Source organism: Leptolyngbya sp. Heron Island J (genome assembly GCF_000482245.1).
In the GTDB taxonomy this organism is placed as follows: Bacteria; Cyanobacteriota; Cyanobacteriia; order Phormidesmidales; family Phormidesmidaceae; genus Leptothoe.
Genome location: NZ_AWNH01000012.1, coordinates 50,774 through 74,799, shown reverse-complemented (window position 1 = coordinate 74,799; position 24,026 = coordinate 50,774). Strand labels below are relative to the sequence as shown.

The 24,026-nt window shown below is 47.6% G+C and carries 28 protein-coding genes; 6 read left to right on the top strand and 22 right to left on the bottom strand.

Annotation, left to right across the window (positions count from 1 at the left end):
- Positions 1-18: 18 nt before the first annotated feature.
- The 4 genes from N836_RS42805 to N836_RS42790 form a co-directional block, all read right to left on the bottom strand.
- Positions 19-2,205, bottom strand: coding sequence for an NHLP family bacteriocin export ABC transporter peptidase/permease/ATPase subunit (locus N836_RS42805; RefSeq protein ID WP_023070719.1), 2,187 nt, complete (start codon positions 2,203-2,205; stop codon positions 19-21).
- 210 nt (positions 2,206-2,415) lie between these two features.
- Positions 2,416-3,531 carry an agmatinase family protein gene (locus tag N836_RS42800; protein WP_023070718.1) on the bottom strand — a complete coding sequence of 372 codons (1,116 nt, stop codon included), beginning with the start codon at positions 3,529-3,531 and terminating at the stop codon, positions 2,416-2,418.
- A 1-nt stretch (position 3,532) separates the two neighbouring features.
- Positions 3,533-4,816, bottom strand: a complete 1,284-nt coding sequence (speE, locus tag N836_RS42795; protein WP_031291509.1) for a polyamine aminopropyltransferase — start codon at positions 4,814-4,816, stop codon at positions 3,533-3,535.
- A 226-nt stretch (positions 4,817-5,042) separates the two neighbouring features.
- A complete protein-coding gene (locus tag N836_RS42790) occupies positions 5,043-7,574 on the bottom strand; it encodes an EAL domain-containing protein (protein ID WP_023070716.1) in 2,532 nt (843 codons plus the stop codon).
- A 227-nt stretch (positions 7,575-7,801) separates the two neighbouring features.
- Here N836_RS42790 and N836_RS42785 point away from each other — a divergent pair, with 227 nt between their 5' ends.
- Positions 7,802-8,965: a tyrosine-type recombinase/integrase gene (locus N836_RS42785; RefSeq protein ID WP_023070715.1), complete on the top strand. Its 1,164-nt coding sequence runs from the start codon at positions 7,802-7,804 to the stop codon at positions 8,963-8,965.
- 52 nt (positions 8,966-9,017) lie between these two features.
- Here the strand turns inward: N836_RS42785 and N836_RS42780 are convergent, their stop codons facing one another.
- The 18 genes from N836_RS42780 to N836_RS42710 all read right to left on the bottom strand — a co-directional run bounded on the left by N836_RS42780 (position 9,018) and on the right by N836_RS42710 (position 18,577).
- On the bottom strand, positions 9,018-9,329 hold the full coding sequence (locus N836_RS42780; RefSeq protein WP_023070714.1) for a hypothetical protein: 312 nt from the start codon (positions 9,327-9,329) through the stop codon (positions 9,018-9,020).
- Positions 9,329-9,550: a hypothetical protein gene (locus N836_RS42775; protein WP_152532043.1), complete on the bottom strand. Its 222-nt coding sequence runs from the start codon at positions 9,548-9,550 to the stop codon at positions 9,329-9,331. Before N836_RS42775 ends, N836_RS42780 begins: the two co-directional genes overlap by 1 nt.
- On the bottom strand, positions 9,514-10,629 hold the full coding sequence (locus N836_RS42770; RefSeq protein WP_023070712.1) for a DNA-methyltransferase: 1,116 nt from the start codon (positions 10,627-10,629) through the stop codon (positions 9,514-9,516). The genes N836_RS42775 and N836_RS42770 overlap by 37 nt, the downstream gene beginning before the upstream one ends.
- Positions 10,629-11,174: a hypothetical protein gene (locus N836_RS42765; RefSeq protein WP_023070711.1), complete on the bottom strand. Its 546-nt coding sequence runs from the start codon at positions 11,172-11,174 to the stop codon at positions 10,629-10,631. The genes N836_RS42770 and N836_RS42765 overlap by 1 nt, the downstream gene beginning before the upstream one ends.
- A gap of 2 nt (positions 11,175-11,176) precedes the next feature.
- Positions 11,177-11,545, bottom strand: a complete 369-nt coding sequence (locus N836_RS42760) for a hypothetical protein (protein ID WP_023070710.1) — start codon at positions 11,543-11,545, stop codon at positions 11,177-11,179.
- Positions 11,546-11,548: 3 nt separating this feature from the next.
- Complete coding sequence (locus N836_RS42755) at positions 11,549-11,785, bottom strand: hypothetical protein (RefSeq protein ID WP_023070709.1); 237 nt, start codon at positions 11,783-11,785, stop codon at positions 11,549-11,551.
- 39 nt (positions 11,786-11,824) lie between these two features.
- Complete coding sequence (locus N836_RS42750) at positions 11,825-12,535, bottom strand: hypothetical protein (RefSeq protein WP_023070708.1); 711 nt, start codon at positions 12,533-12,535, stop codon at positions 11,825-11,827.
- A 10-nt stretch (positions 12,536-12,545) separates the two neighbouring features.
- Entirely contained in the window at positions 12,546-12,977 is a 432-nt protein-coding gene (locus tag N836_RS42745; protein ID WP_023070707.1) for a hypothetical protein, read from the bottom strand.
- The gene (locus N836_RS42740) at positions 12,974-13,213 is read right to left on the bottom strand and encodes a hypothetical protein (protein ID WP_023070706.1); all 240 of its coding nucleotides are present in this window, start codon (positions 13,211-13,213) and stop codon (positions 12,974-12,976) included. Before N836_RS42740 ends, N836_RS42745 begins: the two co-directional genes overlap by 4 nt.
- A complete protein-coding gene (locus N836_RS42735; protein WP_023070705.1) occupies positions 13,210-13,527 on the bottom strand; it encodes a hypothetical protein in 318 nt (105 codons plus the stop codon). The genes N836_RS42740 and N836_RS42735 overlap by 4 nt, the downstream gene beginning before the upstream one ends.
- A 9-nt stretch (positions 13,528-13,536) precedes the next feature.
- A complete protein-coding gene (gene dnaB / locus N836_RS76330) occupies positions 13,537-15,912 on the bottom strand; it encodes a replicative DNA helicase (RefSeq protein WP_023070704.1) in 2,376 nt (791 codons plus the stop codon).
- Positions 15,902-16,996 (bottom strand): hypothetical protein, encoded by a 1,095-nt coding sequence (locus tag N836_RS42725; protein ID WP_023070703.1) that lies wholly within the window; start codon positions 16,994-16,996, stop codon positions 15,902-15,904. The genes dnaB and N836_RS42725 overlap by 11 nt, the downstream gene beginning before the upstream one ends.
- 35 nt (positions 16,997-17,031) lie before the next feature.
- Positions 17,032-17,208: a hypothetical protein gene (locus N836_RS76325; protein WP_023070702.1), complete on the bottom strand. Its 177-nt coding sequence runs from the start codon at positions 17,206-17,208 to the stop codon at positions 17,032-17,034.
- A gap of 66 nt (positions 17,209-17,274) precedes the next feature.
- Entirely contained in the window at positions 17,275-17,574 is a 300-nt protein-coding gene (locus N836_RS42720) for a hypothetical protein (RefSeq protein WP_023070701.1), read from the bottom strand.
- A complete protein-coding gene (locus N836_RS77380) occupies positions 17,571-17,813 on the bottom strand; it encodes a hypothetical protein (protein ID WP_235071019.1) in 243 nt (80 codons plus the stop codon). Before N836_RS77380 ends, N836_RS42720 begins: the two co-directional genes overlap by 4 nt.
- A complete protein-coding gene (locus tag N836_RS76320; protein WP_023070700.1) occupies positions 17,810-17,980 on the bottom strand; it encodes a hypothetical protein in 171 nt (56 codons plus the stop codon). Before N836_RS76320 ends, N836_RS77380 begins: the two co-directional genes overlap by 4 nt.
- On the bottom strand, positions 17,977-18,348 hold the full coding sequence (locus N836_RS42715) for a hypothetical protein (protein WP_023070699.1): 372 nt from the start codon (positions 18,346-18,348) through the stop codon (positions 17,977-17,979). Before N836_RS42715 ends, N836_RS76320 begins: the two co-directional genes overlap by 4 nt.
- Positions 18,341-18,577 (bottom strand): hypothetical protein, encoded by a 237-nt coding sequence (locus N836_RS42710; RefSeq protein WP_023070698.1) that lies wholly within the window; start codon positions 18,575-18,577, stop codon positions 18,341-18,343. The genes N836_RS42715 and N836_RS42710 overlap by 8 nt, the downstream gene beginning before the upstream one ends.
- A 494-nt stretch (positions 18,578-19,071) precedes the next feature.
- Here N836_RS42710 and N836_RS42705 point away from each other — a divergent pair, with 494 nt between their 5' ends.
- The 5 genes from N836_RS42705 (at position 19,072) to N836_RS42690 (ending at position 23,041) form a co-directional block, all read left to right on the top strand.
- Complete coding sequence (locus N836_RS42705; RefSeq protein WP_161634923.1) at positions 19,072-19,431, top strand: helix-turn-helix domain-containing protein; 360 nt, start codon at positions 19,072-19,074, stop codon at positions 19,429-19,431.
- Positions 19,432-19,555: 124 nt separating this feature from the next.
- Positions 19,556-19,705 (top strand): hypothetical protein, encoded by a 150-nt coding sequence (locus tag N836_RS76315; RefSeq protein ID WP_023070695.1) that lies wholly within the window; start codon positions 19,556-19,558, stop codon positions 19,703-19,705.
- A gap of 396 nt (positions 19,706-20,101) precedes the next feature.
- Entirely contained in the window at positions 20,102-21,442 is a 1,341-nt protein-coding gene (locus tag N836_RS42700; RefSeq protein ID WP_023070694.1) for an AAA family ATPase, read from the top strand.
- On the top strand, positions 21,433-22,113 hold the full coding sequence (locus N836_RS42695) for a Rho termination factor N-terminal domain-containing protein (RefSeq protein WP_023070693.1): 681 nt from the start codon (positions 21,433-21,435) through the stop codon (positions 22,111-22,113). The genes N836_RS42700 and N836_RS42695 overlap by 10 nt, the downstream gene beginning before the upstream one ends.
- Before the next feature lie 184 nt (positions 22,114-22,297).
- Positions 22,298-23,041: a hypothetical protein gene (locus N836_RS42690; RefSeq protein WP_023070692.1), complete on the top strand. Its 744-nt coding sequence runs from the start codon at positions 22,298-22,300 to the stop codon at positions 23,039-23,041.
- The last annotated feature ends 985 nt before the right edge of the window (positions 23,042-24,026 follow it).

The following is a 24,026-nucleotide window of genomic DNA, read 5'->3' as shown; positions in this document are numbered from 1 at the left end:
TTATTTAAGCGCGGGTGCCTAAGCAACCGCTAATGCTGAGCCTGAACTCCGAATCAAATCTCCATAGTGGCCATCCTTTTGCCAAAGTTGTTCATGGGTGCCTCGCTGCACGACTTTGCCTCGATCTAGCACAATAATCTCATCGGCATCGCGAATTGTGCTCAGTCGATGGGCCACAATAATACAGGTGCAGCCACGTCGCCGTAGATTTTGATCAATAATCTTCTCGGTTTCTGTATCTAGAGCACTGGTGGCTTCATCCATAATCAAAATCGATGGATTGTTTACCAAGGCGCGGGCAATTTCTAATCGCTGACGCTGACCGCCGCTGAGGTTCTGGCCACCTTCTAATAGCATGGCATCATACCCATAGGGCATGGCCAAAATTGCTTCTTCAATTTCGGCATCTCGACAGGCTTGTTTCAAGTCTTCATCAGATACTGTGTCATCCCAAAGGGTAAGGTTGTTGCGGACGCTGCCTGCAAACAATAAAATATCTTGCTCCACCATAGCAATGGAATTCGTCAGGGTTGCTTGGGAAATCTCTTGCCGGGGGCGACCGTCAAAACTAACTTCGCCACTTCTGGGCTGATATAGTCCGGCGATTACCCGAGCTAGCGTGGATTTGCCCGAACCACTGCCGCCAACAAGCGCTATTCTCTGTCCGGGTTGAATCGTCAGGTTAAAGTCGTCTATCAGAGGCGGGTCTAATGGACTATAGCCAAAGGAGAGATTACGAATCTCTATGGTGCCGGAAAGTCGATGGTGACGGGCTGCTTCCTCTGCTTCGGAGACATTTTGTTTGCAGTGGGAACAAAATGCAATGTCCGTTTCATTTTCTAGTACATCATCCAGTCGGTCCAGATTACCTTGCAGTGTTTGCAAGGTGCCAGCAAACTGTACAAGGGTGTTAACTGGCCCCTGGAAACTTTGCATCAGGAGTTGGAAAGCAACTAGCATACCAATGGTGAGACTGCCATGAATAATGCGCCAGCCACCAATAATTAGCAACGACAGGGTAGCCAGTGTGGATAATAATGCTGGCAGTAGGCCAATCACGCGGTTAGCCAGCCCCAGGTTCTGCTGAGCATTGATGGCTTTGGTGTGGTAGCCTGCCCAGCGCGCAAAAAAGTCAGACTCTAAACCACCGGCTTTCAGGGTTTCCATCCCCTGTAATCCGGCTACGGCGATCCCGGATGCTTTACCGTATTCCTGCACCAGGCGTAAGTTGGCATCCTTACGCTGGCGGGACACCCATTGCAAAACGCCGACGTTAATCACGGCAAAGGAAATCACAATAATGGTGAGGGGAATGTCGTACTGCAACATTGCGATCGCATAAAATACGATCATCACTGAGCTAATCAGGGTTGTCGTCAAGCGCCCTGACAGCACGCTGGCCACACTGTCATTCAGGCTAATGCGACCGCTAATTTCCCCGGCAAACCGCTGAGCATAGAACCCTACTGGCAGCTGTAGCACATGCCAAACAAACCGACTGGCCATCCCTACTGCCAACTTGATCCTGAGGGCTCGCAAATAGCGTAGCTGCAGCATCGTCAAAACAGCCTGCAATAGCACGACCAGGGCGATCCCTAACAGCACATAGGGCAGCCAGTCCAGACGTTTAGCCAACAGAATATTGTCAATATAAATGCGGCTAAATGCCGGTAGGGCCAGGGTTGGCAGCACCAACAAAAAGCCCGCTAGCGTACAGTACAGCAACGCTCCGGTTGAACCTGCCAACCGCCGAACCAGAGAGCCCATCACATTGGGTTTGCGCCCCCCCGGTTCAAACGTGTCTGCGGGTTCAAAGGTCAGCGCAATTCCGGTATACCCCTCATCAAATTCCTGCAGGGTGACCCGCCGAGGACCAGTGGCGGGGTCGTTCAGGTAAACGTAGTTGGCTTCAAACCCATCTACCACCAAGAAATGGTTGAAATGCCAAAATACAATAAATGGCGGCTTGAGCTGTTTCAGGCTGTCTAAGCTTTTTTTAAATCCTTTAGCCTCTAAACCATAGGTACGGGCAGCTTTAAGCACATTGGCAGCGGTGACCCCATCCCGCGACACACCACAGGCGTGGCGCAATTCTGCCAGGGGGACATAGCGCCCATAGTACCCCAACACCATACTGAGGGCAGCGGCACCACATTCCACCGCTTCCATTTGCAAAACCGTTGGGGATTTAATCCGACGCGCCATCCAATGTTACTCCTCTGAGTAAATCACTTAACGCCAGTTTGAATTGCTAACCGCAACAAAAACAGCATCTGAATAAGCATCTAAATAAATAATTAGAAAACGTTGAGAAGGCAATACTTCTTAACGTGATACGTTTGCGGAGTTCAGTCTGAGGTAGCTGCAGGCAGAATAGGGCAAAGTCAAGCACCATGAGGACGGAAGCATGAATCTTTAATCTCCTCCTTTTGCCTCACACTTTCCGGCTACGCTTGTAGGCATATTCATCAAGCAAAACAGCTTGTACAATATTCGCGCACTCACATTGCCATCCCATTCATGGTTGCCGGTCTCACAGATATCACAGCCAATGATGCGCCGACCGCTGCGTACTACTTCACGCCACAAACAGTAGACTTCTTCAAGGTTTAACCCACCGGGGACCGGAGTACCTGTATGGGGACATAGCTTGGGATCAAGACCATCAACATCACAGCTAATGTAGACATGCTCAGGCAAATTGCGCACAATATCCTGACATTGCTGCAGCCAGCTTTGCCCTGCATAGGCCGCCTGCTTGAGCTGGGTGTCCAGGTAGGTAACGATACGGCCATCGGACTGATCAATCAAGGCCATTTCACCATGGGAAATGTCTCGAATCCCAACCTGCACCAGCTTTGAAATCTGAGGCAGCTGCATCGCATTAAACATAATCGATGCATGGGATTCTTGAAATCCTTCGTAGGCGTTGCGTAAATCACCGTGGGCATCAAGGTGCAGAATGCCAAAACTGAGATATTCCTGAGCTAGGGCCTCTAGAGCACCTAGAGGCACACTGTGGTCACCACCAATGATGATGACTTTTTTGTGGTGCTGCAGGGCGGTTTTGGTTTGAGAGCGCACCCAGCGACTCATGGTGCGACAGCCCTGGTTGACTCGGGCCAGAGCGGCGGCTAAATCTGAACTATCGCTAGGAGTAATGCCGCGCTCAGCACTATGGATAATTGCGATCGCATCCGGTCTCAAGCGACGGTTTTCAGCTAGCAACCACCCTGGCACCGGCAGCATATAAATTCCCTGTCGCCACGCATCAGGATGATCAAAATCATAGAAATCTAGCTGGGGTGATGCTCGCAAAATTGCCTCTGGTCCCTGGCATGTCCCATCCTGATACGATGTTGTTACATCCCAGGGCACACCCAGCACTATGGTGCTGGCATGGGTATAGTCATGGGGGAAGCCAAACAAATTACCATTAACAGCTCCCACCCCCCCTGGATCAAAGCTAGCGATTTTCTCAACAATGCTTTGCTCTCGCTCAGACGTCACTTTTCCAGACTCTTTACCCATACTATGCCTCAAGCATGGTGCTAATAAACGTGGGCAAACAAAACGCTGCCCCATGGATGTCGCTGTTGTAATACTGCAGATTAAACTCTCGGGAAATTTGCTGGGCTCGTTGTTTATCGAGGGTAGCCACAGGGTGTTTGCCCCCCTTGGTACAGTATGTAAAACTCCACATACCCGTCGGATATGTAGGAATAAATGCTAGATAACAAAAAACATTCTGAGGATTAAAAATATCGTTTAGACAAGAATTTAATTCTATAAACGCTTTCTGATTAAAGTGGGGCGATTCGCTTTGGGCTGTCATCACCCCTCCCGGTCGCAAACAGCGATAAACGTCTTGATAAAATGCTTCAGAGAATAAGCCTTCGGCGGGGCCTACGGGATCAGAGGAGTCAACAACAATCATATCAAAACAGCTATCTGGAGACTGTTTCACATATTCAATGCCATCATCAATAATCAGCTTGAGCTTAGGATGATCAAAGGCCGATGACAGGCTGGGTAAAAACTCCTTAGACGCTCGAACAACAGCCTCATCAATTTCGACCATGGTCACGTTTTCAACAGATTCATAGCGTAAAATCTCACGAATACTGCCGCCATCGCCCCCACCAATCACCAAAACATTCTTGACGTCTGGATGGAGAACCATGGGCACATGGATAATCATCTCATGGTAGCCCTTTTCATCCTTTTCACTACACATGACCATTTTGTCAACGGCCAACATCTTGCCATATTCAAAGGTGTCAAATACCTCTACTGTCTGGTAAGGAGACTTTTCCCGAAACAGGCAGTCTCCTTTATGGCGAATTGACAAGGCAATATTTTCGTTGCGATCGGTGAACCAAACACTGCGGCTATACTTGGGAACAACCAGCTGCTGGGCGGCTTCATCCCTAAGCTCTCCCAGTTCTATGCTGGCTTTCTCCAATAAATCCATCTGTCCACGATTAATCTCTACAGCTGAGCCATGTTCAGCCTGAAAGGCCTTTTTCAGGATTTTGTAAGAGGTCCATGGGTTAACGGAATCACCACAGGTAAACAGATCAACCGCCGCATATCGGTATTCTGGCCAGGTGTGAATCGCCAGGTGACTTTCCTGGATCACGACAACTCCGGATACGCCAAAAGGGGAGAAGTGATGAAAAACTGAGCTAATGATGGTAGCGCCGGACTCCTTAGCTGCACTCACCATACTAGACTCGATACAGGGTACGTCATTGAGTATTTCCGAGGAGCAACCATGGAATTCAACTAAAATATGGCGGCCAAGAGATTTCATGCACGTACAACCTCAATATAACCTACTGTAAACCAGTCACGTTTAACAGGATTCAGCATCGTCATCCTACAAGTCAGCCTACGCAGAGCTATGACAAACCAAAAAATAGAGAGATGAAAACCAGCAATAATAGACTGTCTCAGTAACTTAGCTAGATTAGTTTATAACTAAATTGGACTAACTTGAAGCGCTATCTTCATCGCAACAATTGCGATTTTATATGGGTCTAACCCTCGATGTGCCAGCGTTGATTCTGAATGAGTAGCTGAACAGCTTGCTCCTCGGGTAGGGGTTTGGCGAAGAAATAACCCTGAGCATATTGACACTGCAGCTGTTTTAGGAGGCGAGCCTGCGCCATCGTTTCTACACCTTCGGCAATAATATCGAGCTGAAGACGGTGACCTAACGAAACGATGGTGCCAACAATATCGGCATGTTCACTAATGCTTTCCATTCGATCAACAAATGATTTATCAATTTTGAGCGAATCAATGGGAAACCGGTGAAGATAGCTCAAGGATGAATAGCCGGTACCAAAATCGTCCAAACTAATTTGCAATCCTTTATTCTTCAGTCGCACCAGCTGTTGGATGGCTGCATCGACATCTTCCATGGCGACACTTTCGGTCAACTCCAGTTTGAGGCCACAGGGATCAATTTGATGCTGCTGCACAATTGTGGCAATCGTCGTGGCTAGATCCTGTTGCACAAACTGACGACTTGAGAGATTGACACCGATAAACAAAGGCCTGGGTTTTGGAAAGCGTTGTTGCCACTGTTGAATTTGACGGCAGGCTTCATGGAGTATCCACTCTCCCATGGACAGAATTATACCGGTGTCTTCGGCAATACCGATAAAATCATTGGGTGGGACCATACCACGCTCAGGATGATGCCAGCGGATCAAGGCTTCGAAACCGGCTATTTCCCCTAAGGTTAAGTCAATAATTGGCTGGTAATACAGCTGAAATTGTTGATCGTCTTTGGCATGACGCAGGTCCATTTCTAATTGAAACTGCGATACTGATTTGACGCGCATGTTCTCATTGAATACTTCATGGCGATCGCGTCCTAAATTTTTAGCTTTTGCTAGCGCTCGATGGGCATCTTGCAAAAGTTCATGGGCCCGATACCCCCATCCTTTTTGATGTAGCGCTATACCAATGCTGATGGTTGTGCTAACTAACTGACCGTTAATATGAATCGAGTCCATCAGGCGTTTCTGCAGATGGACAGTGGTGGAAATGGCAGCTTGGGTATGGGTAACCGCTGGCACAATGGCGGCAAACTGGTCACTACCAACCCGAGCGACTGAGGCGGTAGGTAGATGCTGTACCAGCCGCTCGGCCACAATTTTCAACAGTTGATCGGCAACCGTGACGCCTAAACTTTCGTTCACTGATTTGAATAAATCTAGATCGATCAGAAGCAGCGCCACCAGAGGGGCAGAATCAGGCCGCTGATCTAAGCATCGCTGTAGATATCTCAGGCTAGATAGGCGATTCGGTAAGCTAGTCAGTGAATCGTAAAAGGTGCGATCGCAAACTTGGTAGGCAATCGTGCTGCTGAAGGTAATGGCAAAGCCTAAGGCAGCAGGGATAACAGGAATCCAACCACCATAGAAAAATAGCCCCCACCCGATGCCGATTAAGATTGAGAGTGCGATCGCGCTACACAATGTCAGCACCATCAACCGCTGCATGTACCAAACCAACGCTCCCCCAATTAAGCACCAACTCCCAATCCAAAGGATTTCCTGCCATTGGGTCCAGCTCCATATCAGACCATACTTCCCTTCAACCACCGACAAAATTTGGCTGACAGCTCGGGCATGCATCAGTACTCCAGGTGTTTTCACATCTGCCGTGATTTGGGTATTTAGGGGAGTAACAAAGAGGTCATTAATACTAGAAGCCACCGTCCCAATCAAAACAACCTTATGCTTGAACCAATCTGGATTCACCTCATCGTTCAGTACATCCCTTAGAGATACCTGTCGAATAGCCTCATTACGAGTCTGATATTGCAACATCACCTGATATCCGGTTGTATCAGCATCGTGATAGCCCCCTGTCGTCGGAATCACTCTTGGAAAAAAGGTATTGGCAATCGTCAGCCCATCCCACCCCTTGGCAAAAACATGCGGGCCATAGCGACGTTTCAGCACATGTAAACTTAACCGGAGGCCGAGGGAGTAAAACTCATCGGGTTCGACTGATGCAAACATAAAGTTGCGGCGGATGACTCCATCCGTATCGGCCACAAAATCAGCAAATCCCCAACGCTCAGCAGGTACCTCCTCAGGGGCCAGGTTGTCACGAGTTACATCCAACCCAACATCATAAATGACATAGACATTGTCAGCGGTTAGTTGTTCGAGCAAACGCTGACGTCCAGGAGGATGTTCGATGTTTCGATAAAGATCGAGTCCAATTGCTGCCGGCTGATACCCCTGTAAATGCTCTAACAGTTCAGCCACTGTTTGATCACTGAGGGGCCATTGATTAGAGTGACGAATATCCGCCTCAGTAATCCCGACAACGACCACCTCAGGCAGACCTGACTCCGCTGCATAGTAACGAACTTGGCTGTCAAACATATTTAATTCTAGGGTTTCAAGTCCCCCCAGCTGTCGAACACCGATGACAGCAAGCGCAATCCCCAAAGCAATCAATATGTAGCCATATTTCTGTAGCTGTCGCCATAGCAACAGCTGTACGTAACCTAGGTAACGACGGTAAGAGCGACCAAAGCGCAATGGATCTCTTTAAAGTAGGTAGTCAAATAGAGGTACAGGCACACCAGTTTAAGTGTAAATGTACCTACCAAGGATTCCCGATCATCACAAAACCCGACCAATTTCGCTTAATAAACCTTGCAAGACTTGAGTTTTGTGGTGTTTTACCTTGAATTGCCAGTACTTCAATTTTGCTAATGCTATCTTAATCTAGAGAAATCTGGCGAGATTAAGACTGATTTTAAGCCATGGATAAGGCACGGAGTGACAAAATTTCAGAAATCAACCTGCGGCTAAAAATGGATGGCTTCAGGGTCGCTCTAGAAACTAGAGGTAAGCGAAACTACTTGTACCTCACCGCTACACTACCCCCAAAGCCAGGTAGCAAAAAAGCCAAGGCTCATCAGCAGCGAATTTCGCTAGGGTACCCGATCAGTTTGCCCGGATTAAGGCGAGCAGAAACACAAGCTAGGCTCTTGGGTACTCAGCTCATCAATCAAAGCTTTGACTGGAATGATTGGTGGAAGCCCAGAGCACCCGTGTCCGAAAAGTCAGGCGCTGACCAACTTAAGGCTTATAAAGTTGAAGTGTTTGAACATCGGTTGAACCGAGAAAAGTATGGACCTGACGAGCTTGAAGCGTTATGGCGACGTCGTTTTTTAGACCGGGGGTTGCTCAAGCTGAATGTAGAAAGACCACTGTCTTTAGCTGACTTTGAGGCGATCGCGCAGGCTCTTACACCCCAAACAGCTCAGGCGCGATACGTCGTCACTGAACTTAGGCATTTTGCTAAATTTTGTGGATTAGATAGGGTTGATGAATGCCTTAAGCCATATCAAGGTACTTATAGTCCTAAAAAACCTAAAAACCAAAAAATAATTCCTGCGGATGAAGAAATTGAGGCGCTACTACCTAAATTAATAAACCCCAAATGGCGATATGTCTTTTGCATGATGGCAACCTATGGCCTACGAAATCACGAGGTTTGGAATTCGTCCTTGGAGTATCGTACAAAGCAGGGTAGGACTTTCCCGGTATGCTTGGTGGCCGCTGGAAAAACGGGGAGCCGTGAAGTGTATCCCATGCCTTCCTATTGGGTAGAACTATTCAAATTAGATAAACCAAATTTACCTGAGCTAACAGTGTCTCAAATCCGTCATGGCGAGAAATCAGCTCGCGCTTTTTGGAGGCAGTGCGATCGCATTATTGATCAAGAAGTGATTAGCGAAAGGCCCAAATGGAAACCCTACTCTTTGCGCCATGCTTATGCGATCAGATGTATTCGAGCTGGGTTGCCTGATGCTGTTTCTAGCAAATGGATGGGGCATAGCATCGTCACATTCCGGGATATCTACAGCAAGTGGATCAATCGCACTCAGTCTGAGGATATTTGGCTAGAACTCGATATTTAACTATTCGGCCCTCATCCCACGCTATAGGCTTGTCCTTAGCGGTGGGAGTGCGTCACGCAGCCTTACCCTTATTTAATGCTTTGTTGCAATTTTCAATGTGGTACTGATAATCAGCGCCAATTGTTCGGTAGTGCGTCCCGTATTTGTTAAATGCACCAGTTTTTCTGAGTTGATGCATTTTTTTGACTATCGTGACGTCTTTACCAGAGAAACCAAGGGCTACGCCTGCACGAAGAGGATCAACCCAACCTGTCGTTGGTGCATTTAGCAAATCTGCTCGCAGCTGTCTATTCTCTTTTTGCAAAGTAGCTATAGCAAAGATTATTTGGTCTAGCTGTTTGGCGAAATCAGATTGTTGATTCATCACTCCTCCACCTCCCGCTCCTTCACCTCAACCGGCCCCAACACTTCCCCCGCCTTATCCGGGTTCACCAGCTCGATTTCACCCCGCCGCGCCCGCTCCGACTGGCGATCGAAGTGGGTACCGAGCAAACGCAGGGCCAGGTAGGTAGTGCCGGTGGTGACTCCGAGGAATATAAAAATAGCTGTCACGCGGCTGCCTCCAACAAATTCAACTGTGGCCATGGCTCTTTATCAATGCGCCGCCGAGCGATCGCGCAATTCTCTGGACTGAGTTCGATCAGCGTGTAATTGCGCCGATGGCGTTTGCATGCCATCCCAGTTGTCCCCGCTCCCCCAAACGGATCGAGAACATAGCCCTCAATAGGAGCACTCGCCAGAATACAGGGCTCGATCAAAGCACTGGGCATCACCGCATAGTGCGCCTCTTTGCAGGGCTCGGAAGCTATAGGCCATACAGAGCGTTTATTCTTGAGGCCATTGGGGTTCGACTGTAACGACTGACCACCGGGGATAGAAGATCTGTGTCGTGATTCGGTGTCGGTTCTTAGTTCTTTACGATTATCAAAAACTCGAGGCCTGCGACCAACTGGATTTAAATGCTCGGCGGCCGCCAATGTTTTGCCGCCGGTAAAAGTTGAACCGTTATAGCCCGCGATCGCAGGTTCCTTAATCGCCTCATGGTCAAAGGCATAACGGGGTTGCTTAGTTAGCAGAAACAGATACTCATGAGCTTTGGTACAGCGGTCTTTAACGCTTTCTGGGAGGGGGTTCACCTTTTGCCAGATTACATCTTGCCTGAGGTGCCACCCATCCGCCTGTAATGCCATCGCCACCCGCCATGGAATCCCGATCAAGTCTTTCTCTTTGAGCCCATTAGTGAGCCGATCAGGACGGTTTTGTCTTTTCCCATCCTCTAAGCTGTCGTTGCCCACCACGTTGCGGCGAGATACAGCCCATTTAGATGCGTAAGAGTCACCCAGGTTCAGCCATAGACACCCGTCATCCCGAAGTACTCGCCAAACAGCACGAAATACATGGACAAGATGAGCGGTGAACATCTCTGGGGTGGGCTCTTGCCCAAGGCAACCATGCCATGGGGGAATAATCATCTCTGGCAATCCTGGCATAGGCTGATAAGACATCTCTGGCCAATCACTCCCGTTGACATCGTAATCACGCAGGCCAAAGTATGGCGGGGATGTCACGCAGCAATTGAAATGCTTCTCGGGAAGCTGGGGGAGAATATTCAGGCAATCGCCTTGGATAATTTGACTGATCTGCTCACCTTGAAATAAAACCATCACCCCTCCTCAATCCTCACTCTTCCCGCCAAATCCCGCTGCACCTGCCCCATGATCTGGGTTAGGTCTTTGCCAGGGCCAGAGATAGACTCATTCATCGCCTCTAACACCATCCGCGCTGCCTTAGCCCCGGTGCAATCCAGCTCTGCCACTAATCGCAGCCATGGGGCGTACTGATGCTGAATCGCTAGTGAGAGCAACAGCATCCAGTCTTTGACATCAAACGTGATCGCTCCGCCGTTCTCAAGCTGGGACGCAATAAATTCCCAGTGGTAACCAGAGCGGTCTGTTGACTGGATATCGCATCGGGGAGACCAGATCTGAGCTTCCCATCCAGGCTGCAAGCCATCCTCATGGTCAAACCGGATCACGCCTGGCTGCTCCTCCGCCCACCGATCCAGGGCCTCCCGCAATTGAGCTGGGGTGAGGGGGTTAGGGTTGGGTGTAATCGTGTTATCAGGCATTGCTTGCTCTCCTTCTATCTCAGACAAAAATGGTGCTCCGCCTGGCCATGGGCCGACCTTCAGGCTGTCTTTAAGTGGCATAACTAAATATCCAAGCTCAACTGCATCTTGATCTCGACCGTTGCCGCACCTTTCTGTTGCAACTTTTGGATGTATCCAGTCACCTTCGCCTCTTTAAGCCGCTTGGGTTTGTCGCTATTTGTATAGCCCTCCCAGTCCTCACAGAACTTAGTTACGTCGAATTCTTCCAAGCCTTCTTGGCCGACTCGCTCAATCTTTAAGGCGAATCGAATGTAAGCATCGTCGTTGATCAGCCCTTCAGACCAATCTCGGATTAACTCATGCATCGAGAGGGTGACCGGCGCTCGGCTGTACTTTAATTCAACTTTCTCTTCTAACTCGAGATGGACGAATTGCCCTGAGGCTGTGTCGGTGGTTAGTGTTGCTGTCATGATTTATTCCTCCGTAAGTCTTGCTATCAGTGCTTCTAATTGCAGCTGCGTTGATCTCCTAAGATTTCTTGGATCAACCGCAATGATGTATCCCTTGGTAAATCCTTCTTGCTCGTTACCCTGATGAATCGTGAAAACTCCAACGTTTTCGCCATGTTCTCCTGATGCAATTTGAAAAAGCTGGCAGATGTTTTCTAGAAAGCTAAAATCAAGATCGTCAGCGCTAAATTGTTCGTTCACTCCTTCCTCCTTTGGTTGGGGTTCTAGTGGGTGGTGTAATCAGAGGCGTTCAAACTCAACAACCCACACGTACGGGTTTGACTCGAACGAATATCCCCGAGCAGAGTTGATGCCGTCCCACAGCTCTATAAACTTGTTAAAAGCCTCGGCCTCTCCACAGGCCGTGTTAATACTTCGCTCGATCTCGATCCCTTCAGCGATGCACTGGGCGGCTGTGATCTCATGCAAGCGCTCCATCCGTACGTCAGTGATACGCAGTTTCAACCGACACGCTGCGCGGGGCATAAAGATACTGGGTCGCCATTTAACATTCTCTGGCTTCCAGTCATCGCCCACCCAAGACTGGTTAGATACAGCGATGTGCAAATTCTCTAGCGATGTTGGGTTCCACACCTCGTAGCTAGGCGATACATCACGCTTTTCGCCATCGGCTTTATATTCCAACCTGACATCAACAAAATCTTCATCCCACCAGCATGGACGCCAAGTCTCGCGAACCCATAGAACGTTTCCTGGACTTCCATGTGGGCTACGTCGTTCGACGAATTCGTCAAGCGTCTTGTAGGTGTGCCATAGGGCTTTTTTATCCCTAATGGCATACGGGTGATGCTCGTCATGATTGACGCAAACTTCTGTCGAAGGTACCCGCCGAGTCACCGTCTTCCGCCCTTCAAGAATCGCCCGCACCATAGGGCCACTGAACAGAATAGGGCGTTCTTTGGGTTTGGTTGCTGTTGCTGTTTCACTCATCACTCTTTCCTCAAAATGGACAATCCTCTTCACTCTCTAGCCCCCAGGCATAACGCACCCAATACGCATGGGCCTGGTAGTCTTCGCTCATGTGCCGCTGATAAAACTTGACATCGCTCCACCATCTGCGAAGGAACACAGGAATTTTCAACAGGAGCCCGCTAGGCTCAGAATCATCAAAAAACGGCTGAACCATTTCCATCGAGAACGGACACTCAAAATCACATTCTTCAGAGCCCGCTTTTAGGCAGCCTTGGCCCTCAACCAAGCCGCATTCTTGGAGCCAATACTCGTGATCATCTTCTTCGTCCCACAGATCGTTGGGCTCATCGTCATAGCAGCCCGCATATGGGTCAAAATATGGCCCATCCCCGTCATATTCGGTGTAGTCGTCAAGATCGTAATCATCATGAATAAATGGCTCTATCGATACACCGCTCATAGCTCTCTCCTTTCTTGAACTTTGTTAAATAGCCTTTTCCTTGGCAATGCGCCCAACTTAATCACCAGCTCGTCGCTTAATTGAGAAACGATTACGTTTGTCGTCCAATCATCCTCAATCCTGAAATTCTGCTGCTGACACCAAAGCCTGAGACTTTGATCAAATCCAGTTGAATCTAGCTTTTGGAAGAAAGAGACCATACCCAGCTGTGGGGATAAATCAACTGGAAGATTCATGATTCACCTCCTCTCGCTGGTACCAGCAACAGCAAATCCAACGGGTTACAGGGAAACGCTGGCACACCCCGAGACTTCCACTTCACCGGGACACAGAAAAAACAATCGCGCCCAAGAGACTGGCCAATGCGCACCACCTCGCACACCTGATCGGGAAACAGCGGGACCGGATGACCCTCCCGAGCCTTGGGAACAACGAGGTCACCAGGTGAATATTCCGTTGGTTCGGGCTTTGGGGTGGGTGGGATAGGGGTTGAATCGATGATGATTGGGGCGTCGAAGACTGAGAGTTGGTCTGATAGCAAAATATCCATGGTTGTCTCCTACCCAATCCTTGGCGCTAGGTTACGGAATCTGGTGAAAGCAGGCTCAAATAACAACTTGACCGTACCTGTGGGACCATTGCGGTTCTTGCCAACGATCCATTCGGCAAGCCCTCTGTCAGGCGTGTCAGGATCGTAATAATCCTCCCTGTACAAGAGGATTACGGCATCTGCATCCTCTTCGATATTTCCAGATTCCCTCAGATCACTCATTAGAGGTCGTTTCGGATTGCGCGACTCAACACCACGCGACAGCTGAGACAACGTCCAGACACTAAGCCCTAGCTCCTTCGCCATTCCTTTAAATCCACGGGAGATCTTTCCAAGTTCTGCGACTCGATTGCCTGCACCGCGATCTCCCATAAGCTGGATGTAGTCCACCATGGCCAGATTGATCGTGCCTGGCCCATTCTCAGCATTGATTCGCTGAATATTAGCTGCAACAGTCTCAGGTGTCTGGCGAAAACTATCGTCAATCCAGACGGGAAGACCGGCTAACTTTGTCACTGACTCACCTAAGCTTGGCCATTCATGTTGCCCTACTTTGCCATCTCGTAGCCTCCCAGACTCAATAGAAGAGTCAGCCGACATAATGCGATAACCAAGTTGCTCAGCGCTCATTTCAAGGCTTGAAATGTAGACCCCGCGCCCCTGAGCTGCGACATTAACAGCCACGTTAACCAACCCAGCTGTATTGTGAGTAACGGTCAGATCTTCAAGCAAGAAAAGATGATCTCCGTCAATCTCAAACCCGTAGTAATCGTCTACGCAATCTTTTTCTACAGATACGCCAGTATTTCTCCAGTCACGCTTAGTCTTTAGTGCTCTGGCCTGCTTCCTTTCGACTTTAGTTGGGATAGAGTCAAGATCTCCAGAGATCCTGACTCGGTAGTACGTACCGGAAAAGTTGACCTCCTTGATAGTCCCCTGCTTTGAATTGAGGCTAGTTCTGAAACCAAGGGTGTCTGCCAGATACTTGACTTGCTCAGACAAAATCTTCGATTTCAGAGTGATTTCAAAGCAATTGAACTTACTGCAATAATATCCATCTGTATCCAAAAGCCCTGCGAGCAAATTCATCCGTTTGTCTATTGAGTTTGCGACATAGCTGTCTGGTATACGCTTATCGCCTTGCAAGCCCAACTCCCCCAACAACGTCCATAACCCTTTAGCGTTTGACGCATTAATCAGAACATGCTCAGGGCAACTTTCTCTGTCGTAGCAACGATACTCACAGCCAGTTTTACTTGAGTAGTCCCGCAAAAAGTTTTCTATCTCAGGATCAGGGTTATGAATTGAACCCTTTCCGGTGGAGCCATCACCAAGCCAGACACCCAACAGATAAGGATCGATCTTAAGTGGCTGGTCTGGCCAATCTACAGCAACTTTGTACCCCTTAGCTCTTTCCTTGAATCGTTGAGACTTATCAAGATATCCCCTAACAGAGACGTTAAAAATGTCACCATGCTTGATTGTCCCATTATCTCCACTGTATTTAAGAGACAGAATATGACTTTCATTTACTCGATAGTCAATAGCTCTTTTTTGCCTGACCCAATACATCATTTCTCTTCCACGAGCCAAGCTTAATACCTTCCTCGGCTTTGAATCAGGACCCATTAGCAAATCACCTACGGCAACATTCTCAACCGCCTTAAGGGTTCCATCAAACATCACAACCCTGGTGCCTTTACCAAGGCATTTACCCATCGACGGACGACCAGCCAAGATAATTAGCTCACCTGGTTTTACTCCACGAAGCATTTCGTCTAAGTCATAAAAACCAGTCGGGATGCCTTTAGGGATCTTGTCATCAGCTGCGTCTTCAGTTTTGCAAATATTCAAAGCAACTACCTGGTCAAGCTTGATAACACTGCTTTCACTAACGCCCAATTCCAAAAGTCTGCCTAGTGACCTCTGAGCTTCACTTAGGCAATCACCCAACCCCCGACTGACATCTTTGGAAATCTCTTGGATTTCTGCGCCTGCACGGGCCATGCAGCGACGAAAGTGCTTTTCAAGAATTAAATCGGCGTGTTGCTCGACATTTGCCGACGTTAGGCATAGATCAAACATTTGCGCGATCGCACTCTTCCCGCCAACCTTATCCAACTGCTTGTTATTGGCCAGCGCAGTGCATACGGTCATCAGGTCAACAATTTGGCCATCCCTGTGAAGCTCTAGGCAAGCCTGGTAGATGGTGCGGTGGTTGTGCACATAGAACGCCTCTGGGGGTAGCTTGTGAGCAATCCGAGCGATCGCGCCTGGGTCAACCAGGATTGCGCCGATGATGTCGTACTCAGCGTCTATGTTGGCAGGGTCAGCCGTCTTAGGTGACCGAAACGGGAGAATGGGTGTGGTGTTGTTAGCCTGCATTTCGATATCTTGCTCCTAGTACGTTCTTTGCCCAATTTTTTTCAGGCGGAGGTGAATATTTCCCTGTTTCTTTCTTTGGTAAAGGCGCATCAATGACGGTCAAAGCTGGCTGTTGTCGCGTTTTCTGTTGGACATCCAGCCAAAGAGCCTCAAGCTTTGCCCAGTCAGCATCCCTGATCGCCCTAGTGATAAACGTCACGCAAGCGGCCCGATTGTCGGGATGATTGCCAGTTTTTTTGTTTTTAGCAATTAATGCCAACAATCCTGCATCAAAATCGCTTACGTTTGGCCCTACCCAGATATCTCCCAACCCATGAGCGACCAAAGCTGGATGTCTGTGGCCAGGAGCTAAAGCTCTAGCCTTGGCTTTGGCCTCGTACTCTGCAACCTCCCACAGCTCAGAAAGGTCTATCGACTCGGGAGACTGCTTGTACGTAACAACGCCAACTTTTGGCGGCGGCGGAACATTACCCCCTTGATCTTTGCCTACCGATTTAGCCTGACCCAAATCAAGCGAAGCCGATCCCGTTTGCCCAGAATTTTGTTCATTAATCTGAACAGAAGAATTGATTTCCTCGGGCTGCGTAGCAGGCTTTTCAAAAGGGGAAGGATCCTTCTTTCTTTCTTCTTTTTCTTTTAAATTATTCTTATATATAGATGAACGGTCATTTGACCGGGGTTGGTGCGGTTGTTTGACCGGGGTTCTTTGGTCATTTGACCGGGGTTCTTTGGTCAAATGACCGGGGTATGGTGCGGTCATTTGACCGGGGTGGTCGATGGCGCTCTGCGTGTTTCCTATATGAAATACAAATTCAGTTACACGTCCTGTTTTTTTTGCTCTAGAGACGATTTTTTGCTGTATGAGATAATCTAGTCGCTTTCTAATTTGCTTGTCCGTAGAAAGCCCTAGCAAAGCCTCTTGAAACTCTTTTATTGATATTTCCCCTAGAGGTATATCTTCCGAATTGGCTTGGTTGGAGTTGCTTGAGATAACGCCGTTGGCACGAAATTCAAAAAAATTGATCAATGCTGAAGCTACGGCATCAGCGGTTATGTCGTAATAATCCTGCCTAATGACTGCCATTATTTGTTTTGGTTGATGGCGAATACAGGTTTCTCTCACAACCCTACCCCCTGAAAATCGATGAGGCGTTGTCTAATGCCTGCTGGGGAGCCACGGTGAACAGCCCATAATTCAAGCTTCTCTTCATCGCTAATGTGGTCGAAGTTCACTGTGCTCGGAGGAATTTCAAGCACACAAACCCGTCCCCCGTTATCGGCGGTTTCTTGTCTCATGATTTCAGGAATTACTTACTAAACAACAATGAAAGTAAATGCACCAAGGAATAACGCTCTTTGCGGCTACGGGCTGGCCCTTTCTCTGAGTCCTCTGCAAAGCTGCCGTAGCGTCAGATAGACATAGGCCACAGCTAGACCCTTCAGTTGTCCCGATCGCCATGCAGGCAACGTCTTGTAGTCAAATATCTCTTGCCATCTCTGGGTATAAGTGACGCCCTCAATAGTCAGCGACGTAATCAGCCTGATCGATATTCGCTCCCAGTTCTGCTCATACCATGAGACAGACTTAGCGATATCTCCGTCTGTAATCACCTTTTCCTTGAGCGCGCGATCGCATTCGGTGGGTGGGTGAATGTGCTTCATGAAGCTTCCTCCGTTAATCCTGCGGCAATGCGGTGCAACGCCCACCGCTCCTCACCAGTAAGCACGCTGCTCACTCTCGGGCTAAACACCTGCCCCATCCCATAACACCCATGGCAGAACAACCCACCTTGCCGCTTTTTGCTATAGCGACAGTTCAGGCACGATCCACGCTCCTGATGGGGGAATGCCCTAGCGATGGGTCGAAGAATGGGGCGGGGATTGTTATAGGGAGATCTCATGCGGCCTCCTGCTCACTTGCACCAGCGGCTACCTGTAACTTCTGCAGCAATCCCTGGATCATTGTGTGGTTACCCTCGGGAGCGCTCACAAAAACAAAATGCTCCCAAGTCAACCCATGGATAAAGGCCAGCTCTTCAAGTGTTAGCTGTAAATTTGCAGTGGTCATGCGGCCTCTTTTGCCCTACCGTCAATAATCTTGGCTATCCTGTGATGCTCTTCCGCATCACGAACCTTCTCCCCTTCCACGGCCACCACCAGCCAGCCGTTCTCAGCAGCTAACCGATGCTTCAGGTTGTCGCGGTCGACTCCCCTTTTGCTGTAGTGCCCAGGGCCATAGCCTTGGATTTCAATCGCCACCCGACTTGGGTAGTGGCAGAAATCAAATCGAAACCGACGCTTAGGAATAAGCTTTTGCTCAACATAAAGATCGAGTCTGGGGTAAAGCTCTACCCACAACTGACCAAAAGCCAGTTCTAGCTCAGAGGCTTTGGCCGCCCAGTCGGGGCAGATCGGGAGAACAGTAATCTCACTCATGGTCACCCCTCCCCGAACCACCCTGGGCGATCGCAATATTCTGGAAGGCCACCACAGCCCTCAGCCGTTGACAGGTCTCTTGGGTTAGCGGCTTCCCCTCTGGACTTGCGATCACCCAGTAGAGATCATCGTCCTCAATAGCCCCAACACTCCACAGAGCGAAGGAATTGGTGTTGTCGTGGAGTGAGGCGAATTTGGTTGTGGTCGGTGGGCTGAACAGAATACTCATGGCTGTTTATCTCCCCCTACGACGGGCACACTGAACAACATTGGTGAGACCCCTCACTAGGAAGACCCCTAGGGTATAGACGTCCTTGTTGTCGTACACTGTTGCTGTTGCGGACATCTCTGCACACTCTCCCGTGTAACATAGATTTGAGTCAATTCAATGCATTGACTTCTGTTGATGTATTACTAGGCGGCTTTATCGTTTTGAGCTTCTTTCACGAGGACTTTTCTCGCCCAAGTAGCGAAAGGTATCCCTTCCCTGCTTGCAGCGCTTTGCATCAAAACAAGTTGCCACGGAGCAAATCTAATTGGAACTGGCTTTGTTTTTGGCCCTTTTTTGCGGCCTGATTGTTTCACTGTCTAGTGCCTGTATACGTCTGTCTATAGAGTAATACAGTTTTGATTGTATAGCAACACTATACAGCTGTCTATATGAAGATTACGGGGTGAGGTGATATGTGTTTGACGATGCGAAAACTAGAGCTGCCAATGACCATGGACTCCCAAGAGGGGCTGGATAAATTAGCCGAAATAGTTAGATCCGCTCGCGAATCCAGAGGGCTTAGTTTAAGAAAGTTTGCTGAACTTGTTGATGTATCTCACGGCACAATTGATCGCCTTGAAAAATCCCTGAGTGATGTATCCGATGATGTGCTGGAGGCACTCTCGGAAGTCGTTCCATATACTTACGTAGAACTTAAGGCGATAAGCCAGGGGCGAAAACCAGAAGATCTGAGAGCCTACGTCACTGCTGAGGATGTATTTGAAATAGCTGTGTCTATTAGCAAAGAAGAGCAAATACGGCTAATGCACATGCTTCTTGATCATCAACAATCAGGTACGACTAAAGCATGACGCCGCACCTACATACATACGTAACGATTATTTTTTATACAATGTGCTTTTAGTGACTTCCTTCGAATAAAAAGTATCGGGGGCACAGCAGTAAAAAACGCCGGTATCCTGAAATCACTCACTCATGAAAAGTAAATCGTTTGAAAAGGAAGGTGGACCTGAAGGCCTTTCTATTTTGGCCAAAGAGGTTTTAGAGAGAGCCAAAAACCTCTCAAAAGAAGAAAGATTAAAGTTAACTCACCTGTTAATTGATCTCTCTGTAAAACTTGAATGACATTTCTACAAACCAGGGCGCTCTGCTAAGTCTCGGGGATACATCGTTTAATTCATCGCATTTTGTAGAAAATTCCATCATTTAGCTGATTTATAACTGCAAGGCATCTTACAAAGAAACAATCCTTAGAATAGATTCCTTTCAATGCAGTTATTGATATAAAGAAAACAAGAAGCAAAGTATTGACTTTAACTAATGCTTTGCTCCTTGTTTTTTCTATTAGAAAATGACGGGTTTTAGCCTTTAGTATGAGTCTTTAACTATCTACTAAGGTTCGCATAACTTTTTCTGAGTATCCGTATACGGTGTGTATAGGGATGTTATCTATGTTTTTAATTTTATTGTGAGTTGCTTGTCAAAAGTCGCAAGCCTAACGTTATATCGAGAGGCTATTAGATGAGTTTAAAGGAAATTATCGATCAATTGCCTGATGGGGCAGAAGAAGCATTTGTTGAGCGCGAATTTACCCCTGCTTTTATTCAGGCTTTAGGTTTCACTAAGGACGACATATTCTTTCAGTTCCCTACGGGAGCGGGTCCGGTTGACCATGCAGCAGGCAAAAGCACAGAAAATGGCAGGTTTATTGACACAAGACGTGATCCTTATCTATATGTCGAAACCAAGGGGCAAGACAAAGATTTGGCTGAAGGTCAAAAGGAATATGTGAAAGTTGTAGATCAGTTGAAGCGCTACCTCTTGGGCGATAAATCCGAGTCGGTGCAATGGGGTATCATTACAAACTCGCTGCATGCTCAGCTATTCCGAAAACACGGAAAGGTTATATACCCAGTGACTCCGTGCTTGGAGTGCTCAGACCCAGACGGAATTGCTAGAAAGTTTCGTGAGCGGATGAATATCGTCCCCAGGGGTTTAACGATAGCGATCTACAACAATAAAGGTGGTGTTGGCAAAACCACTACTACCATCAATTTGGCTGCAGCTTTAACGGTTCTTGGTAAGCGTGTGCTTGCTATTGACTTTGATCCTAACCAGCAGGATTTAGGCGATGCCTTGGGTCTGCCTCCATCTCAAGGGCAGATGTGGCGAATGTTAACAGAAAAGAATGCTGATATTTGTGAAAGCATTACATCCTATGAGTATAAATTTCGAAGTGGGGAAAAAGTTGGCTTTGACCTGATCCTTTCCGACGCGAAAATGGTTTCTGAAGCCGATGAAGTTGGATTAAGGCAGTATGTTAAAGATCATTCGCTATTAAAGACTCTGGAATCAGTAAAACAGACTAAGTACGACTACATACTGATCGACGTACCTCCAAACTGGCGAGTTTTTTCTCAGCAGGCTGTTTATGCGGCAGATGTCGTCCTGATGCCAGCGCGCCATGATAATCTCCATTCCCTGCAAAATGCAGGCATGGCAGTCACTGATTTATTACCAGAAATACAGAAGGGGCGACGAAGGAGCTTTGGGGATGCTGGGCCTATACCTTTAGTAGTACTTTTTAATAGCCATCCATCTAAAATTTCACCTAGCCTGTCTGAAATTATGCATAAGGCTATTGAACAGGTCATCAAGGATGGGAAGAAAAAAGGATTTAATTTGAGACCATATTTTTACCCTAAATGGACTAAGGGGCGTCGAGATTTTGAAATGGTGAAAATTCGCTATATGGCGAACATTGCTAAGGCCGATTTTCTCCACACACCAGCTGCATTTTGCTCAAAAGTCGCATTTCAGCAATATAGAAAATTCATTAAGGATTATTTGTTATGGGGATAAGAGATATTGGCAATCTTATGTGTTTGCCATTTGACGAAATTGAGCCAGGTCCGTTGACAGAAGCTCATGAGTTTTTAATTCATGAGGCTAGTAGTTTGCTTCGAGTAAGTCAGCGAAACTGGATACCTCTCATTGTTAAAGAGGTTGGAGTTGACCAGTATGAAGTCGTAGCGAATGCATTTGTCTACGAAGCGATCGCAGAAGCTGGACTTGAGAAAGCCTGGTGCATCATTGCTGATGACTCTGCTGATACTGCCTTGGTATCCTCTGTGCTAGCCCATGACACAGTACCTCGTATTAACCTATCTAAGGCTACACACAAACAGATAGCGGCTGCCCTCGACTATCTGATTAAGCAGCCTGGGACATTACTTAAGGGAGTTAGTGTAGCTACAACTGCTGGACGTATTGACAGCGCTCCACGTAAGTACTGGAAGACTCTGGAGCCAATTACCAAATTAAAATGCAGAATTACAAAAGGGAAGCTCAAGGAACTGAGAAAGGTTTTTTACTTAGAGCCCGAACCTCTACCTGAGGTGATCACTGATCCTATACTTCTTGATACATTCACTGCCACAGAGCTAAAGAAAAGGGCGAAGAAACGAGGGATAACAGGCTACTCCAAGCTTAAGAAAGCCGACCTGATAAAACGACTGTCAGAGGCTGAGTAACTGATTTTATCTTGAGCTGAAATCATTGAAAGGCTTGTTCTCCGGTATTTTACTTTGTAGATATATCCAGAAAAATGTATCTCAAAAAAAAAATTTAGGCTAAAGTTGTGGTGATTTAAGTCAAGTTCTTCTGCTTTAGATAATTCATTCATCAAAATTAAAAATGAAGAAATGAGGTTGACTTATGGCCTTGGTTGAAGGATTTACCTTTTCTGGATTTTTTCTCACTTATGGGCTCGAATCGTGCCTTAATGCAATTGCCGGAAGTATTCAGGTATGCCTCAATGCTCCAACTGCTATCGATCTTATTCAGAAAGGGCCGCTAGAAGAGGGATTGCATCATATAAAAAAGGCGGTTGAACGTGCTAAGCGCAATCATGTTACCGAGGCATGTCAAAGTTTAAGTAAAGCTATCGAGAAGTTTGAGGCAGCGGCTTCTCAAAATGAGGGTACCCCTAAGCTAATTTCTTATTTCTACGCCGCTAGATGTAGCGAGTGTTTAGAAGAAAACGATAGGGATTTTAAATCCCACGGAGTTTGCAAAGGTGACTGTGATGTGTTCGATAGAGAGGTGCTTAAAAGTCTTCAAGAAATAGAGCACGAGGCGCTTCAATCTGCTATTGCGGGTGATGCTATGGCAGGTGGGTTGATAGGCTTGACTGGAGGTGCTTTTTGCAGCTTAGGTGTTTTGCATGTTGCAGCATTAACTGCGCCAATAATGTTAGCTCCACCTGTAGGGATTCCAATAGCTGCTTGTTGGGCAGTATGTGGAGGAGTGATTGGAGGTTTAGGAAATTTTCAGGAAGCATCAAAGAAATCTGCAGCAAGTCTACATATCAAAATTGAACCACTCGACTGTACAGCCCAAGAGCTTCGAGAAAAAATATCAAAACGCCTGCCTGAGAACTCCGACGAAAACCAAGGCTAACTCCTACCTCCGATACTTCCGCCCATATACCCCCCGCCTCACCCGCTCAGCAACCGTCCAAGGCCAGGTAATCACAGCAATAACGAACGTCACCCATTTCCGCCATTGCGGGGTCGTTTGTGTGGCTTTGGTTTGGTCATGGGCGGCATCCTGTGGTTAGTTATAGGGTGCCCAATGCTGCTTTGAAAACAGGGATAAAGAGAGATTTATCTCCTGTGAAGAATATTCTCTGGAAAACCTAAAATTATCTATATCTTTTTGGTGAAAAGCCAATATTATCGCTAGGAAAGTTTGTGAAAACTCGCTAGGAAAGTTTGCGAAAACTCGCTGACAAGCTCAAGATTGTATGAGCCCGCAAGGGGAACTTAAAACATCAAAGGCCACCTAGGGTGCAGGCGGCCTCAGTTCGTGCATTCAATGGAGAGCAGGCCATGAAATTACACTCAATCAACATAATAATCCCCACCATTGTTTTTGGAGTAACCCTGCTTGGGCTTGCTGTGCTTTGGCGTGGAGGCTCATTCGCAATTAGGTCCAGCTCGCCTGATAGCAGTCATGAGATTGAGATCATCGGCCCTGAGAAGGAGGTGACGCAATAGCTGTGTGTGGCCCTGGCTGCTGTGTGGGGTGGCTGGGGCTTAGTAGCTGGTTATGAGGTGCCGATGGTTCAGATGTAGGCTCATGGCTATAGCTTGGTTTGGGATAGGTGAGATACAGAGTTACGGACTTTGTTTGGGTATTTTGATGGTCAGCTGTATTGGCCCTGTCCCAAAGGTTTCAGCCATGCGTTGCCTTAACTCAGGCATAGTTTCACAAGTTTTAGCCATACCAATGACTTGCCAAATGTGCTGCATTAATTTTTGAAGGCCATATTGACTAGAAAGCCATTGATGGTAGTTTTGTCCTCCTCTTGGCTTTGGCGCTTTCTCCCTCTTGCCAGTATCCTGTCAGTTCCTCTAATTTCTTCATAAGATTCTCATATTCT

What these genes read in the sequence shown, in the direction of transcription:
- N836_RS42805 (WP_023070719.1), bottom strand. Translation starts at nt 2,205, where the DNA reads ATGGCGCGTCGGATTAAATCCCCAACGGTTTTGCAAATGGAAGCGGTG.
- N836_RS42800 (WP_023070718.1), bottom strand. Translation starts at nt 3,531, where the DNA reads ATGGGTAAAGAGTCTGGAAAAGTGACGTCTGAGCGAGAGCAAAGCATT.
- speE (WP_031291509.1), bottom strand. Translation starts at nt 4,816, where the DNA reads ATGAAATCTCTTGGCCGCCATATTTTAGTTGAATTCCATGGTTGCTCC.
- N836_RS42785 (WP_023070715.1), top strand. Translation starts at nt 7,802, where the DNA reads ATGGATAAGGCACGGAGTGACAAAATTTCAGAAATCAACCTGCGGCTA.
- N836_RS42780 (WP_023070714.1), bottom strand. Translation starts at nt 9,329, where the DNA reads ATGAATCAACAATCTGATTTCGCCAAACAGCTAGACCAAATAATCTTT.
- N836_RS42775 (WP_152532043.1), bottom strand. Translation starts at nt 9,550, where the DNA reads ATGGCCACAGTTGAATTTGTTGGAGGCAGCCGCGTGACAGCTATTTTT.
- N836_RS42770 (WP_023070712.1), bottom strand. Translation starts at nt 10,629, where the DNA reads ATGGTTTTATTTCAAGGTGAGCAGATCAGTCAAATTATCCAAGGCGAT.
- N836_RS42765 (WP_023070711.1), bottom strand. Translation starts at nt 11,174, where the DNA reads ATGCCACTTAAAGACAGCCTGAAGGTCGGCCCATGGCCAGGCGGAGCA.
- N836_RS42760 (WP_023070710.1), bottom strand. Translation starts at nt 11,545, where the DNA reads ATGACAGCAACACTAACCACCGACACAGCCTCAGGGCAATTCGTCCAT.
- N836_RS42750 (WP_023070708.1), bottom strand. Translation starts at nt 12,535, where the DNA reads ATGAGTGAAACAGCAACAGCAACCAAACCCAAAGAACGCCCTATTCTG.
- N836_RS42745 (WP_023070707.1), bottom strand. Translation starts at nt 12,977, where the DNA reads ATGAGCGGTGTATCGATAGAGCCATTTATTCATGATGATTACGATCTT.
- N836_RS42740 (WP_023070706.1), bottom strand. Translation starts at nt 13,213, where the DNA reads ATGAATCTTCCAGTTGATTTATCCCCACAGCTGGGTATGGTCTCTTTC.
- N836_RS42735 (WP_023070705.1), bottom strand. Translation starts at nt 13,527, where the DNA reads ATGGATATTTTGCTATCAGACCAACTCTCAGTCTTCGACGCCCCAATC.
- dnaB (WP_023070704.1), bottom strand. Translation starts at nt 15,912, where the DNA reads ATGCAGGCTAACAACACCACACCCATTCTCCCGTTTCGGTCACCTAAG.
- N836_RS42725 (WP_023070703.1), bottom strand. Translation starts at nt 16,996, where the DNA reads ATGGCAGTCATTAGGCAGGATTATTACGACATAACCGCTGATGCCGTA.
- N836_RS76325 (WP_023070702.1), bottom strand. Translation starts at nt 17,208, where the DNA reads ATGAGACAAGAAACCGCCGATAACGGGGGACGGGTTTGTGTGCTTGAA.
- N836_RS42720 (WP_023070701.1), bottom strand. Translation starts at nt 17,574, where the DNA reads ATGAAGCACATTCACCCACCCACCGAATGCGATCGCGCGCTCAAGGAA.
- N836_RS77380 (WP_235071019.1), bottom strand. Translation starts at nt 17,813, where the DNA reads ATGAGATCTCCCTATAACAATCCCCGCCCCATTCTTCGACCCATCGCT.
- N836_RS76320 (WP_023070700.1), bottom strand. Translation starts at nt 17,980, where the DNA reads ATGACCACTGCAAATTTACAGCTAACACTTGAAGAGCTGGCCTTTATC.
- N836_RS42715 (WP_023070699.1), bottom strand. Translation starts at nt 18,348, where the DNA reads ATGAGTGAGATTACTGTTCTCCCGATCTGCCCCGACTGGGCGGCCAAA.
- N836_RS42710 (WP_023070698.1), bottom strand. Translation starts at nt 18,577, where the DNA reads ATGAGTATTCTGTTCAGCCCACCGACCACAACCAAATTCGCCTCACTC.
- N836_RS42705 (WP_161634923.1), top strand. Translation starts at nt 19,072, where the DNA reads ATGGACTCCCAAGAGGGGCTGGATAAATTAGCCGAAATAGTTAGATCC.
- N836_RS76315 (WP_023070695.1), top strand. Translation starts at nt 19,556, where the DNA reads ATGAAAAGTAAATCGTTTGAAAAGGAAGGTGGACCTGAAGGCCTTTCT.
- N836_RS42700 (WP_023070694.1), top strand. Translation starts at nt 20,102, where the DNA reads ATGAGTTTAAAGGAAATTATCGATCAATTGCCTGATGGGGCAGAAGAA.
- N836_RS42695 (WP_023070693.1), top strand. Translation starts at nt 21,433, where the DNA reads ATGGGGATAAGAGATATTGGCAATCTTATGTGTTTGCCATTTGACGAA.
- N836_RS42690 (WP_023070692.1), top strand. Translation starts at nt 22,298, where the DNA reads ATGGCCTTGGTTGAAGGATTTACCTTTTCTGGATTTTTTCTCACTTAT.